General features: G+C 44.0%; 11 protein-coding genes, 1 other RNA gene and 1 riboswitch. Of the genes, 10 read left to right on the top strand and 2 right to left on the bottom strand.

All coding sequences use genetic code 11. The annotated features are described in order from the left end of the window. Positions 1-250: 250 nt before the first annotated feature. The 8 genes from gpsB (at position 251) to DUK53_RS03305 (ending at position 9,797) form a co-directional block, all read left to right on the top strand. Entirely contained in the window at positions 251-583 is a 333-nt protein-coding gene (gene gpsB / locus DUK53_RS03340; protein ID WP_036093514.1) for a cell division regulator GpsB, read from the top strand. Positions 584-605: 22 nt separating this feature from the next. After that, an RNA gene (gene rnpB / locus DUK53_RS03335) (RNase P RNA component class B) lies at positions 606-990 on the top strand. Positions 991-1,160: 170 nt separating this feature from the next. Continuing rightward, on the top strand, positions 1,161-2,300 hold the full coding sequence (locus tag DUK53_RS03330) for a THUMP domain-containing class I SAM-dependent RNA methyltransferase (protein ID WP_036131377.1): 1,140 nt from the start codon (positions 1,161-1,163) through the stop codon (positions 2,298-2,300). A gap of 18 nt (positions 2,301-2,318) precedes the next feature. Next, complete coding sequence (locus DUK53_RS03325) at positions 2,319-3,839, top strand: carboxypeptidase M32 (protein WP_036130793.1); 1,521 nt, start codon at positions 2,319-2,321, stop codon at positions 3,837-3,839. 95 nt (positions 3,840-3,934) lie between these two features. Continuing rightward, positions 3,935-4,036: riboswitch (purine riboswitch) on the top strand. A 114-nt stretch (positions 4,037-4,150) separates the two neighbouring features. Next, a complete protein-coding gene (locus DUK53_RS03320; protein ID WP_036130795.1) occupies positions 4,151-4,729 on the top strand; it encodes a xanthine phosphoribosyltransferase in 579 nt (192 codons plus the stop codon). A gap of 4 nt (positions 4,730-4,733) precedes the next feature. Further along, on the top strand, positions 4,734-6,038 hold the full coding sequence (locus DUK53_RS03315) for a nucleobase:cation symporter-2 family protein (protein WP_036130798.1): 1,305 nt from the start codon (positions 4,734-4,736) through the stop codon (positions 6,036-6,038). Positions 6,039-6,104: 66 nt separating this feature from the next. Continuing rightward, complete coding sequence (locus DUK53_RS03310) at positions 6,105-6,983, top strand: 5'-3' exonuclease (RefSeq protein WP_036130800.1); 879 nt, start codon at positions 6,105-6,107, stop codon at positions 6,981-6,983. A 294-nt stretch (positions 6,984-7,277) separates the two neighbouring features. Continuing rightward, the gene (locus DUK53_RS03305) at positions 7,278-9,797 is read left to right on the top strand and encodes an MSCRAMM family protein (protein WP_036130802.1); all 2,520 of its coding nucleotides are present in this window, start codon (positions 7,278-7,280) and stop codon (positions 9,795-9,797) included. Positions 9,798-9,816: 19 nt separating this feature from the next. Here the strand turns inward: DUK53_RS03305 and DUK53_RS03300 are convergent, their stop codons facing one another. Then, complete coding sequence (locus DUK53_RS03300) at positions 9,817-10,215, bottom strand: RNase H family protein (RefSeq protein WP_077917905.1); 399 nt, start codon at positions 10,213-10,215, stop codon at positions 9,817-9,819. A gap of 512 nt (positions 10,216-10,727) precedes the next feature. Further along, positions 10,728-10,931, bottom strand: a complete 204-nt coding sequence (locus DUK53_RS03295) for a cold-shock protein (protein ID WP_036093504.1) — start codon at positions 10,929-10,931, stop codon at positions 10,728-10,730. Between the two features lie 258 nt (positions 10,932-11,189). Here DUK53_RS03295 and mntR point away from each other — a divergent pair, with 258 nt between their 5' ends. After that, positions 11,190-11,618 carry a transcriptional regulator MntR gene (gene mntR, locus DUK53_RS03290; RefSeq protein WP_036078370.1) on the top strand — a complete coding sequence of 143 codons (429 nt, stop codon included), beginning with the start codon at positions 11,190-11,192 and terminating at the stop codon, positions 11,616-11,618. Positions 11,619-11,814: 196 nt separating this feature from the next. Beyond that, the gene (locus DUK53_RS03285) at positions 11,815-13,494 is read left to right on the top strand and encodes a formate--tetrahydrofolate ligase (RefSeq protein ID WP_036093501.1); all 1,680 of its coding nucleotides are present in this window, start codon (positions 11,815-11,817) and stop codon (positions 13,492-13,494) included. Positions 13,495-13,498 lie beyond the last annotated feature (4 nt).

Here is a 13,498-nt window from a genome sequence, read left to right as displayed (position 1 = left end):
AAGCGAGTACCAACGTGGAGCATACTAGTGTATGTGAGCATTGGAACGGAACTTTTAACGACGAAGATGAGTGTTTTCCAGGATTCAGCGTGTCGGAAAATGCTTAGATTCTAGGCAAAAGCGAGTACCAACGTGGAGCATACTAGTGTATGTGAGCATTGGAACGGAACTTTTAACGACGAAGATGAGTATTTTCCGACACGCTGAAGCGACGTTAGCATACAGAAACTAGATATAGAGGTGAAGTTAAATGGCTTCTGAACAATTTGAATATAATTTGACTGGTAAAGAGATTTTAGAAAAAGAATTTAAAACAGGTCTTCGTGGTTATAATCCGGAAGATGTAGATGAATTTCTAGATAAAGTTATTAATGATTACAGTACTTTTTCACAAGAAATTGAGGCTCTACAACAAGAGAACTTGCGTCTTCGTTCTGAATTAGAGGATGCTCCGAAAGCAGTTGTGGCACCGAGTTTTCAACAAACAACGCAGCCTGCTGGAACGACGAATTTCGATATTCTAAAACGACTGAGCAATCTCGAAAAACATGTTTTTGGAAATAAGCTAGACGACAACCAATAAACGTGATAGAATGATTGAGGTAGCGTTTGGGTAATTGCTGTTTTCCCTATGAAAACAGAGGAAAGTCCATGCTCGCACGGTGCTGAAATTGCCCGTAGTGATCGTGCCTGGTGAAACAATAAGCCAGGGCACTCCGGATTACCGGTTTGACGGCAGGTGACGCACCTAAGTCTTCGGATAAGGTGTTCGAACCTTGAAAGTGCCACAGTGACGAAGTTTCATCAGAAATGGTGGAAGTGGAACGAGGTAAACCCCACGAGCGAGAAACCCAAATATTGGTAGGGGCACTTTTCCCGAGGAATAACAACGAGGGACGAGGTACATAGCTTCACCGCTATGTGCAGATAGATAATTACCGCTTTTGTGTGATCCTGTAATCACAGAAGTACAGAACATGGCTTACAAAACGCTATTTTCAGGATGAATTAAAAAAGTGAGGGCTGTTTCAAAGTCGGACGTATGGCGGATTTCTTATGCTAAGAGATGCCATAACTTAGTGCACCATGTGTGTGACTAGGAGCGTGTGCCTTTTGGAATGGCTCTTTTTTTAGATATTAATGAGGTGAGGATGGCGATTATGAGGGAATTTGAATTAGTAGCAACAGCTGCGGCTGGGCTCGAGGCGATTGTGGCAAAAGAGGTGCGTCGACTCGGCTATGAGTGTGAAGTTGATAATGGCAAAGTGTATTTTAAAGGGGACGAAATGGCGATTGCGAAGGCGAACTTATGGCTTCGTGTGGCGGATCGTGTGAAAATTGTTGTGGGGCGTTTTACTGCGACGACTTTTGATGATTTATTTGAGCAAACGAAGGCGCTACCATGGGAAGATTTTTTGCCTTTGGATGCTAATTTTCCGGTTGCTGGGAAATCGGTGAAATCGACATTGTTTAGTGTGCCGAATTGCCAAGCGATTACGAAAAAAGCGATTGTGAGCCGTTTGAGCGAGAAGTACCGCAGGCAGGGACGTTTGATGGAGTCGGGTGCTCTTTTTAAGTTGGAGGTTTCGATTTTAAAGGATGAAGTGACAATTACGCTTGATACGAGTGGTGCTGGTTTACATAAACGTGGTTATCGTGTTGGGCAAGGTGGTGCTCCGCTAAAGGAAACGATGGCTGCGGCGCTTGTTTTGCTTACGAGTTGGCATCCGGATCGTCCGTTTTATGACCCGGTTTGTGGTTCTGGGACGATTCCGATTGAGGCGGCTTGGATTGGACGGAATATCGCGCCTGGTTTGCGTCGGGATTTTGTGTGTGAATCGTGGGATTGGATGTCTGCGGATATTTGGAAAGAGGCGCGTGCAGAGGCAGAAGCTGCGGCGAATCATGAGCAACCATTAGATATTACTGGGACGGATATTGACCACCGAATGATTGAGATTTCGGAGCAGAATGCGTTTGAGGCCGGACTGGAAGATGTGATTGAGTTCAAGCAGATGCAAGTGGCTGATTTTACGACGGAAAAAGAGTACGGTGTTATCGTTGCGAATCCGCCGTATGGGGAACGTTTGGAAGATGAGGAATCGGTTCGTGAACTGTATCGTGAAATGCGCGCGGTGTATCGCAATATGCCAACGTGGTCGGTGTATGTGTTGACGAGTTATGAAATGTTTGAGGAAGTGTATGCAAAACGAGCGACGAAGAAACGCAAACTATATAATGGGTATTTGCGGACGGATTTGTACCAATATTGGGGACCAAGACCGCCACGTAAAGATTAAAGAAAGCGGGGAATCAGGATGTCGGAGAGTTTACAAGAACTAGAACAGGAATTTTTGGATTATGTGAAGAAAATCAGTGCGTTTGAAGAGGCGCTTAGCTTAGTTTATTGGGATCTGCGAACTGGTGCACCGGAAAAAGGCGCGACGCAACGCTCGGAAGTGATTGGTACGCTGAGTGGTGAAATTTTCAAAATGAAGGTTTCGGAGGAAATGGCGGCTTTTATCGCGGGTCTTTGGGTAGAAAAAGCGGATTTGTCTGATGTGACGCGCCGATCGTTGGAAGCGTGCAAAAAAGAATACGATTTGAATAAAAAAATTCCGGCGAACGAATATGAGGCGTATACGAAATTGGTGGCGCAGGCTGAGACAGTTTGGACAACGGCACGTGCGAACAATGACTATGATTCATTTAAGCCTTATTTGGAGAAAATCATCGCGAGTAAGCGTCAATTTGTGGAGTATTGGGGATATCAGGATAATCCTTATGATACGTTGCTTGATCAATATGAACCGGGGATGACAGTGGCGGTATTGGACGATGTTTTCGCGAAGCTTCGAGAAGCGATTTTGACGCTGCGCAAAAAAGTAGAGGCCGCGAGTTACCAGCCTGATGGGACGTTGCTGCATAAACGGGTGTCAAAAGCGAAACAAAAAGAATTTAGCGAGCGTATTTTGACGAAAATGGGCTTTGATTTTGAGGCTGGGCGCTTGGATGATACGGTTCATCCATTTGCGACGGGGCTCAATATTGGGGATGTGCGGATTACAACGCGTTACGATGAAGCGAATTTTAAAATGGCGGTATTTGGGATTATTCACGAAGGTGGGCACGCGATTTATGAGCAGAATATCAGTCCGAAACTGGTTGGGACGCCGCTTGCGAATGGTGCTTCCATGGGGATTCATGAGTCGCAGTCGCTATTTTATGAGATTATCCTAGGTTCGAGTTTTGAATTTTGGCAGAGTAATTATAAGGATTTCCAAGAGATTACGGCGCCTGCGTTTGATGATGTTTCAGTTGAGGAATTTTATCGTGCGGTGAATCTTTCGGAGAGTTCGTTGATTCGGATTGAGGCGGACACGTTGACGTACCCGCTGCATATCATGATTCGTTATGAGCTTGAAAAGGCGATTATGAACGGCGAAATTGGTGTGGATGAGTTGCGTGATGCGTGGAATGATAAATATGAAGCGTATTTAGGTGTTCGTCCAGAATCGGATGCGGATGGTATATTGCAGGATATTCACTGGTCTGGCGGCGATTTCGGATACTTCCCGTCGTACGCGCTCGGTTATATGTATGCGGCGCAACTGTTTGCCACGCTTTCTAAGGAGATTCCAAATGTGTCGGAAATTCTGGCGAGCGATGATTATTCGCCGATTCGCGAATGGTTGACGGAGCATGTGCATCAGTACGGAATGCTGAAAAAACCGCTGGAAATTTTAAAGGATACGACGGGTGAAGGCTTAAATCCGGATTACTTGATTCAGCTTCTAAATGACCGCTACGATTTTATTTACAAATTAAATGAGGCGTGAAAAGCGTTTTCATCTAAAAATAAGGTTGACCCAGGATTTGTTGAAGGCTATAATAATGGAATAACTAGATTATATGGCGGTTTCAGAGCTCCTGCTTTGTACCACGAAAGATCACTTATATAAAGGCTGTGATATGGACAGCAAGTTTCTACCCAGTTACCGTAAATGACTGGACTATGAGTGAGAGTAACGTTTTATAAGGAAGGTGGCGACTGTTGCTGCCTTTTTACGTCTACTTCTCATTATTAGTATGAGTGGTGGGCGTTTTTTTAGTTCCCGCGCTCTTTAAATTAGAGAGGGGTCATCAAGCTGTGAAATTATTAGAAGAACATATCAAAAATCGAGGTACCGTGCTGCCTGGTAACGTATTAAAAGTCGATTCTTTTTTGAATCATCAAATTGATCCTGTGTTAATGCAGGCCGTTGGAAAAGAATTTGCCGATCGGTTTCGGAATCTTGGCATTACAAAAATAGTGACGATTGAGTCTTCGGGCATCGCGCCAGCTGTTTTTGCGGGACTCGAGTTAGGGATTCCTGTTGTTTTTGCGAGAAAGAAAAAATCATTAACATTAACGGAAAATTTATATACGAGTAGTGTTTATTCCTTCACAAAACAAGAGACGAACGATATTTCAGTGTCGAAAAATTTCTTAGGTAAGGCGGATAAAATTCTACTTATTGACGATTTTTTAGCGAATGGGCAGGCGGTTCTGGGATTGTTGGAAGTGGCAGAACAGGCGGAAGCGGAAGTCGTCGGGATTGGTATCGTGATTGAAAAATCGTTCCAGCAAGGCCGAGCATTACTTGAAAAAACGGGTTATCCGATTTATTCCTTAGCGCGGATTGCCTCTTTAGAAAATGAGCAAATTCGTTTTGTGAAGGGGGAGTAGCGCGATGTTAGGAAAAGGGAGAATTGTGGCACTTGGTTTTCAACATGTATTAGCGATGTATGCGGGAGCGGTTATTGTGCCGCTTTTGATTGGTGGTGCGCTTGGCTTTACGAGTGCGCAGATGACTTATTTGGTTTCGATTGATATTTTTATGTGCGGGATTGCGACGCTTTTGCAGTTAACGATGAATCGCTTTTTTGGCATTGGATTGCCGGTTGTTTTGGGCTGTGCGGTTCAAGCGATTGCGCCGATTATTTTGATTGGTGAGCAGTATGGGATAGGTGCGATTTACGGATCGATTATTGTTTCAGGGATTTTTGTTGTCCTGATTGCGCCGTTTTTCTCGATGGTTGTGCGATTCTTTCCGCCGGTTGTGACGGGATCGGTTGTCACAATTATCGGGTTGACGCTGATTCCGGTGGCGATTAATAATTTGGCTGGTGGACAAGGTGCGGCGGATTTTGGTTCGCTCTATAATTTGGGGCTTGGATTTGGGACGTTGTTCGTGATTATTTTGGTGTATCGTTTTGGACGTGGCTTTAGTAAGGCGATTGCGGTGTTGATTGGACTCGTTGCTGGATCGGTGTTCGCGGCTATTTATCGCGGTATTTCGATGCAACCTGTTGTGGATGCGCCGATGTTTCATGTGCCTACGCCGTTTTATTTTGGGATGCCGACTTTTAACTGGGCGGCGATTTTGACGATGATTTTGATCGCGCTCGTGAGTATGGTCGAATCGACGGGTGTTTATTTTGCGCTTTCTGATATTACGAAGCGAAAATTGGAAAAATCGGATTTGACAAAAGGATATCGGGCAGAGGGCTTGGCGATTGTGTTAGGCGGTATTTTTAATACGTTTCCGTATACGGCTTATTCGCAAAATGTTGGTTTAGTGCAGTTGTCGGGCATTAAAACGCGAAAAGTGATCTACGTGACGGCGGGGATTTTGATTGTGCTAGGCTTGTTGCCAAAAGTGGGCGCGATTACGACGATTATTCCGACGCCGGTGCTTGGTGGGGCGATGGTTGCGATGTTTGGTATGGTTGTCGCGCAAGGGATTAAGATGCTTGGCAAGGTTAATTTTACGTCACAGGAGAATTTGTTGATTATCGCTTGTTCGGTCGGTGTCGGGCTTGGCGTGACGGTTGTTCCGGATCTTTTCAAAGTGTTGCCGGACTTCATTCAATTGTTTACGAGCAATGGGATTGTGGCTGGAAGTATCACGGCGATTGTTTTGAATATTATTTTTAACATCATTCCGCATCGTAAGGAAAAAGATATAACTGAACCTGCGCGTGTTGATTTGTAGCGTTCGTTCACCGGGGATTTCTATGGTATAATAAGGACTTACATAGAAAATCTAGGGGGAACGAAAATGACGAATCAAAAAGATAATTTATTAGTCGTGGACGGCATGGCTTTATTATTCCGTGCTTTTTTTGCGACGGCGGTTTCGAAGCAATTCATGGTCAATCAACACGGTGTACCGACGAATGGTGTGCAAGGATTTATGAAGCATCTCTTTGCGGCGATCGATCAAAATAACCCGACGCACACGCTTATTTGTTGGGATATGGGTTCGCAGACGTTTCGCAATGAGCTTTACAGCGGATATAAGGCGGAGCGTAAAGCGCCACCGGAAGAGTTGATGCCACAATTCGATTTAGTGAAGGAAGTCGCGGCTTCGTTTGGCTTTATTAACGTTGGTGTGCCTGGTTTTGAGGCGGATGATTGTATTGGTACGGTGACGGTGAAAATGGCTGGAACGGGTATCGATACGACGGTTTTGAGCGGGGATAAAGATTTATTGCAGCTTATCGCGCCAACGAATGATGTATGGATTTTGCAAAAAGGATACGGGAATTATAAGCAGTATAATGAGGCGGCTTTTGTTGAGGAGTGGGGCATTACGCCAACGCAGTTTATTGATGTGAAGGCGTTGATGGGCGATACGAGCGATGGTTATCCAGGCGTTCGTGGCATCGGTGAGAAGACCGCCTTAAAATTGATTCAGCAATATGAGACAATTGATGGTATTTTAGCACATGTGGATGAGTTAAAACCTGGGCAGCAGACGAAATTGAAAGAAGACTTGGAGATGCTGCGCTTATCTAGGCAGTTAGCCGAGATTCATACGAGTGTACCGTTAGAGTTTGATATCGCGCAGTGTGTGTATCGCGGCTTATTACCAGAAGCCATCGATGTTGTAGAAAAGTATGGGTTGAAATCTTTACGACGAGATATTATGTTATAAAAAGTAGACGCCTTGCAGAGATGCAAGGTTTTTTTGTAGTAAATCCAGCATAATACGAAGCTGTTTCAAGATGCAATAAATTTTAACATTTTTTGTGTCAAAACGTAAAAAAACGGACTAGGAAAAAGAATTTGCCTATGATAGACTAAATAGCGAAACCAGCTAGATGGAAAAGGAGGAACATCGATGAAATGAGAGGATAAATTCTTGAAGGGGTGATTTTCTTTCAGCAGGACAGATTATTGTTACAATTTTCTTTCTAAATAATATATAATACTTAAGAGGAGATGCGAGATGAAAAAATTTATATATGTTATGGCGATTATTTTGATTGCAAGTAGCGTTTTATTAGGTGCAACAACGAAGGCTGATACTTCTGTCACAAAGGTAGGCGCTAGTAATGGGAAATTTAAATTAAGCATGCAAGTACATGACAATCCGATTGTCAGCTCGGGAAAAGTAACAATGAATTTTACGCTGAATGCTTCGGCAGACGCGATTGTAGATGAAAATGGGTTGATTGAAGTCAGTATTCCAAAAGAGATTTATTCGGCAGGGAATTTGACGGAATTAAATAGTGATGCTTTTACGTATGACCATACAGATAAAACGACAGATCCGACGCATATTTTGATTTATGTGAAGCCGGATGCTAGTTTCAATGTCGGCAAGGCTTGGTCGGCTTCCTTTTCGATATCTTTCCAAGCCGTGTTAATGCGCGCGGATACGACGGTTTCTCCAGATCAAATTTTTAAAGCAACATACGCTGGGCAAGAGGTCGTACAAACGTTACAAATACAGCCACAGCAAATTGGGACGCCGACGCTTTTTGAGAAGTGGTGGCATTCAAGTGTTGATAAAGATGGGATAAGCCTTCTTGACCCTGTGGAATCGCAATATAATGTGTTCCAACTGGCGCTCAATATTTATAAGAATGTAGAACTAAATAATGTCATTATCACAGATACCATGCCAGATGGGCTTCAAGTCGATCCTAATCCTGCGCTGACCTCAGGTGTTGACGCGACGGATAAATCTATGGTGGACGGGATTCGTATTATTAAGTATGATTCGAACGGAAATCGTACCTATGTGACATCAAAATATGCAAATGACATTCAATTTGATGCGGCATCGCAAAAGTTAACGGTATATTTCGATCATATTGCAAAAGATGATATGTTTCTTATCGAGTATAAAGTGAGTGTGACGCACATTTATGACACTTACTTGAATACAGCGACGATGACGAGTAATGAATTTACGAAATCTAGTAGTAGCACCTTGCGCATTGATGGCGATGCGAATTTTAACAAAGTCTTGAAAAAAGAGGTCGACAAGAAAATCGTGACGGTGAACGATAAGAATCTGCAGTACACCTTGACTTTGAATGCGATTACCGGAACAATCAAGGCAGGCCAAACGTTTGTCGATAAGTTAGATAGCCGACTTACGTACAAAAATATAGTGGATGATGCAGATGGCACGCTCGATATTCAGGAAAATAACAACACGTTGACGATTACGGTGAAGAAAGATATCCCTATTGGCGAGGGCAGAAGACTTGCTTTTAACGTCGATCCAAGCAAACTTGCGACCGGAGATTCTGTACCAAATAGTGCTTCGATTATGCTACACGGTGAGTATTACGATTCTAATGTTGTGCAAACGAAGAAAATCAGTGGGGAAATCGTGTTGAATAAAGTGGATAAAGATGATGCGACAAAAGTTTTATCTGGCGCGGAGTTTAAACTTGTCAATAGCGGCGGGAAAACATTGCATACAGGAGCAACGAACACCGATGGGAAATTAGCTTTGCACGGCTTGGCACCTGGGGATTATCAGTTGGTGGAGACGCAAGCACCAGACGGTTATAAACTGGATGCGACGCCTATCCCATTCACGGTGACAGAGAGTTCTTACCAAACGATTGCTTTATGGGCTAAAAATGAGAAGTTAATTCGAGGCAAACTTGTCGTTCAAAAAGTAGACGAGGAAACCGGAGCAAAACTTTCCGGAGCTGCGTTCGAATTGACTTCAAAAGAGGATCCGAATGTGACGTTAACTGGGACGACCGACCAGGATGGGAATCTGATTTTTGCGGATGTCATTCCTGGCACGTACACATTGACTGAAACGGCGGCTCCAGCGAGCTATCTACTTTCTAGCGAGACGAAAGAGATTACTTTTTCAAACACAGAAAGCCAGGAAGTTACAGTGACTGTGCCGAACAAGGCGATGACTGGATCGGTTATTCTGACAAAACGAGATAAGGAAACGAAGGATGTATTAGAGGGCGCAACATTTACCCTGAAGCGAGCAGATGGGCTTGTTATTCAAACAGGACTTAAAACGGATGCACCTGGACAAATCATCGTGTCGAATTTATTGCCAGGGGACTATCAATTCATCGAAACATCAGCTCCAGATGGCTATGAGTTAGACGTAGAGCCTGTCGCGTTCCAAATCGTGTTTGCAAATACAGACAGTGTGGAAGTCGAGAAACTGAATCAAAAGAAAGCGAAACAGATTATCGTGCCACCAGTTGATCCACCAGTAACGCCGCCAAATAACGGAGGAAATCCACCGAAGCAGCCAGAAAATACGCCAGAACCACCAAAAAACAACGAGCCGCCATCAAAAGTAATCAAGGTGCCAGCAACTCCGGCCAAACCTGAGACAGAAAAGCCAACGACACCTGCTACTTCACCAAGAAAACTACCAAGCACTGGCGACACGACAAAAGGCGATGTTGCTATGGTTCTTTCGGGCTTAGTACTTTGCTTATGGGCGTTTCGCAAGAGCAATAAATAATTTGATTCATAGGAAATGATTAGAGCGACTTCTTCTTACTCTTCTGGATAGCTTGGCGTGCCAAATCATCCGCTTTCTTGTTAGAAGCGCTGGGAATCCACTGAATGAAGAAGAGGTCGATCGAGTCTATCAGCTGAAGGATTGTATCTAAATGTGGCTGAAATAGAGGATTTTTTGCATAGCGTTTTTCAATTGCATCGATGGCGACTTTTGAATCGGAGTAGAGGCGAATAAAAGTTGGATTATAAGGAATAGCTTTTGTGAGTGCGGTTTTGATAGCGATAAATTCTACCTCATGATTGCTCAAAATGCCGAGCGGAATACTTATTTGTTCATGGGTTCCATCTGCTGTAATCACGATACCAATACCACTTGGCCCCGGATTACCAGCACTGGCACCATCCACATAAATTTCCAAAATATGACCTCCTATATGTATAAAATACCGAGATATAACTCAAAGTAAGATGGAGCCTCGAACTTGTCATTCCCGGGTAGGCTCTAAATTCTGCTTTACACAAATCGAGCGAAAGCGTTTGTATTCCATAAGTTTGGCGGAGCGAGGATGACAAACTCATTCCATTCCTTTGCATATTGAGGTTCTAATTCGCTTTGCTTCAAAGAACCACAACAAAGCGGAGCATGCTGGTGTATGTGATGACTGAAAGCAGGGAGAGGGTAGTTTCCTCGACCATGCAAGAAGTTAAGCGAAACGGCTCTTGTGTAGCAGAACCGCAAAGATGTTCCGCATCCTTGTTCTAAATATAATGAAGGACCGCCTATCCGCGATGCTTATAGGCATAACTCATTTCGAACAGCCGGGAAGGATTACATGCTCGCTTTGCTCTCATGCATATTGGGGCTGTAACTCATTTCATTTCGAACAGCCCCAACAATACGAGCGCTTGTCGCCGATTCATTGGCGTATGCTCAACCCAATTTCTTTACGTTTGTGGCTTGGGGGCCGCGATTGCCTTCCACAACTTCAAAGGTAACGCTTTGTCCTTCGTCGAGTGTTTTGTAGCCGTCTCCTTGGATTGCGGTGAAGTGGATGAAGATGTCCTCGCCGTTTTCGATCTCTAGAAAACCATAACCTTTTTCATTGCTGAACCATTTTACTTTTCCATTTTGCATCGAATGAATTCCTCCTAAGTTTGGTCAAATGGCTAGTGAGAGAAACTAGAGTAGACCTTTTTTCATACGGCAAGGGGTGGAGACAAGCGAGTATGATACGTTAATAATAAACCTGTGGCTGTGGCTACGTCAAGTTGTTTCTAAAGCGTTTACATTGATTTGCTTTTTTTCATAAAATTGAACCCTTTGGAGAGGCGAATTCTGGCAGGGTATGTTAGAATGGAGAGGTGAAAGAAATCAAGGTTGGAGGAAAATGAAATGCCAACACCAAGCATGGAAGACTATATCGAGAAAATCTATTCATTGATTGAATCCAAAGGTTATGCTCGAGTATCAGATATTGCGGAGGAGCTTTTAGTGCATCCGTCTTCTGTTACAAAAATGGTTCAGAAACTGGATAAGGATGAATATCTGGTTTATGAGAAATATCGTGGCTTAATTTTAACGCCAAAGGGGAAAACGATTGGGAAACGATTGCTGGAACGGCACGCGTTGCTTGAGAATTTTCTTGGGATTATTGGTGTGGAAGAGGCGCGCATTTATGAAGATGTGGAAGGAATTGAGCATCATTTGAGCTGGAACTCGATTAACCGAATTGGGGATGTCGTCCAGTTCTTTGAAGAAAACCCGGATGCCCTTGCTAAACTTCAAGGAATGCAGCATGTGTCGCGATATCCAGAAGATTAATTTTTTGAAAAGATTTCCTGTCAGTGCTAATGGCTTTTACGCGCAATTTTTGTAGAAGGCTCAAGACTAGTACTAAGCCGGTTTATTTCCGGTGCAACAAAAAGAAAGCCGTTACATTGTGTGTTGGCAAGTATTTGTCGGTGTGCAAGGCATTTTCAGGGATTTTTTAATAGTTACATATGAGAGGGGAATTTAAATGGCAAACAAAGTAAAGTCTGACATTGAAATCGCATCCGTAGCAGAAATCAAACCAATCACAGAGGTTGCAGAGGCAATTGGATTAAGTGTAGAGGAATTGGAGTTGTTCGGTAAGTACAAGGCGAAACTGAGCTATGATACGATTCACTCGCTTGTGAACAAAGAGGATGGCAAGCTGGTACTGGTGACGGCAATCAATCCAACACCTGCTGGCGAGGGTAAATCGACGGTGACGGTTGGATTAGGGGACGCTCTCGCGAAAAAGAAAAAAACAATGATTGCGCTTCGTGAACCATCGCTTGGCCCAACAATGGGTATTAAGGGTGGCGCAACTGGTGGCGGTTATGCACAGGTTATTCCGATGGAGGACATTAATCTTCATTTTACTGGTGATTTTCATGCGATAACGGCGGCAAATAATGCGTTGTCGGCGTTTATCGATAATCATATGCAGCAAGGAAACGAGCTAAGAATTGATCAACGTCGCATCGTTTGGAAACGCGTGGTTGACTTGAATGATCGGGCGTTGCGCAAAGTCATTGTTGGGCTTGGTGGACCGATTCAAGGTGTGCCGCGCGAAGATGGTTTTGACATTACGGTGGCATCTGAAATTATGGCGATTATTTGCTTGGCGAGTGATTTGAAGGACTTGAAACATCGCTTGAGTGAGATCGTGATTGGCTATAATTATGATCGTGAGCCTGTGACGGTTGGTGAAATGGGCTATGAGGGGGCGCTGACATTATTATTGAAGGAAGCGCTTAAACCGAACTTGGTACAGACCTTAGAGCACACGCCGGCGATTGTGCATGGTGGACCTTTTGCGAATATTGCACATGGTTGTAACAGTATTTCGGCGACAAAAACGGCGCTTAAATTAGCGGATTATGTCGTGACGGAGGCTGGTTTTGGTGCGGATCTTGGTGCGGAGAAATTCCTTGATATTAAAGTACCAGCGCTTGATAAAGCTCCGGATTGTGTCGTGATTGTAGCGACGATTCGTGCGCTTAAGATGCATGGCGGTGTTGCGAAAACGGAACTTGGTGAGGAAAATGTGAAGGCGTTGATTAAAGGTTTTGCGAACTTGCAAAAACATGTGGATACGGTGACGCAATTTGGACTTCCTTATGTTATCGCGATTAATAAATTTATCACGGATACAGATGCGGAAGTGGCACAACTGGAAGCGCTTTGTAAAGAATATGATATCCCGTTCTCCTTGACGGAAGTTTGGGAAAAAGGCGGTGCTGGTGGCGCTGAACTTGCGGATAAAGTCATCGAAGCGGTGGAAAGTGGCAAAGCGAACTACACGCGGATGTACGATGATGCGGATTCGATGGAAGAGAAATTAAACGCGATCGTTACAAAAGTTTACGGTGGACGTGGCGTGGAACTTTCGAGCAAGGCGCAAAAGCAAATCGCGGAGTTCAAGAAATATGGCTGGGATCGCTATCCAATTTGTATGGCAAAAACGCAGTATTCCTTGACGGATGATCCGACGATGCTTGGTCGCCCAACGGATTTCGTGATTCATATTCGTGAGTTTATTCCGAAACTTGGTGCAGGATTTGTCGTTGCTTTGACGGGTGACGTGATGACGATGCCAGGACTTCCGAAGAAACCGGCGGCGCTCAATATGGACGTCGATGAAAAAGGAAACGCGATGGGATTGTTCTAATTTT

Origin of the sequence: Listeria sp. SHR_NRA_18 (assembly GCF_003856515.1) — a bacterium.
GTDB lineage: Bacteria > Bacillota > Bacilli > Lactobacillales > Listeriaceae > Listeria_A > Listeria_A newyorkensis.
The sequence above is the reverse complement of the archived record's forward strand: the minus strand, read 5'-3'. Positions and strand labels throughout refer to the sequence as shown.

What these genes read in the sequence shown, in the direction of transcription:
- gpsB (WP_036093514.1), top strand. Translation starts at nt 251, where the DNA reads ATGGCTTCTGAACAATTTGAATATAATTTGACTGGTAAAGAGATTTTA.
- DUK53_RS03330 (WP_036131377.1), top strand. Translation starts at nt 1,161, where the DNA reads ATGAGGGAATTTGAATTAGTAGCAACAGCTGCGGCTGGGCTCGAGGCG.
- DUK53_RS03325 (WP_036130793.1), top strand. Translation starts at nt 2,319, where the DNA reads ATGTCGGAGAGTTTACAAGAACTAGAACAGGAATTTTTGGATTATGTG.
- DUK53_RS03315 (WP_036130798.1), top strand. Translation starts at nt 4,734, where the DNA reads ATGTTAGGAAAAGGGAGAATTGTGGCACTTGGTTTTCAACATGTATTA.
- DUK53_RS03310 (WP_036130800.1), top strand. Translation starts at nt 6,105, where the DNA reads ATGACGAATCAAAAAGATAATTTATTAGTCGTGGACGGCATGGCTTTA.
- DUK53_RS03305 (WP_036130802.1), top strand. Translation starts at nt 7,278, where the DNA reads ATGAAAAAATTTATATATGTTATGGCGATTATTTTGATTGCAAGTAGC.
- DUK53_RS03295 (WP_036093504.1), bottom strand. Translation starts at nt 10,931, where the DNA reads ATGCAAAATGGAAAAGTAAAATGGTTCAGCAATGAAAAAGGTTATGGT.
- mntR (WP_036078370.1), top strand. Translation starts at nt 11,190, where the DNA reads ATGCCAACACCAAGCATGGAAGACTATATCGAGAAAATCTATTCATTG.
- DUK53_RS03285 (WP_036093501.1), top strand. Translation starts at nt 11,815, where the DNA reads ATGGCAAACAAAGTAAAGTCTGACATTGAAATCGCATCCGTAGCAGAA.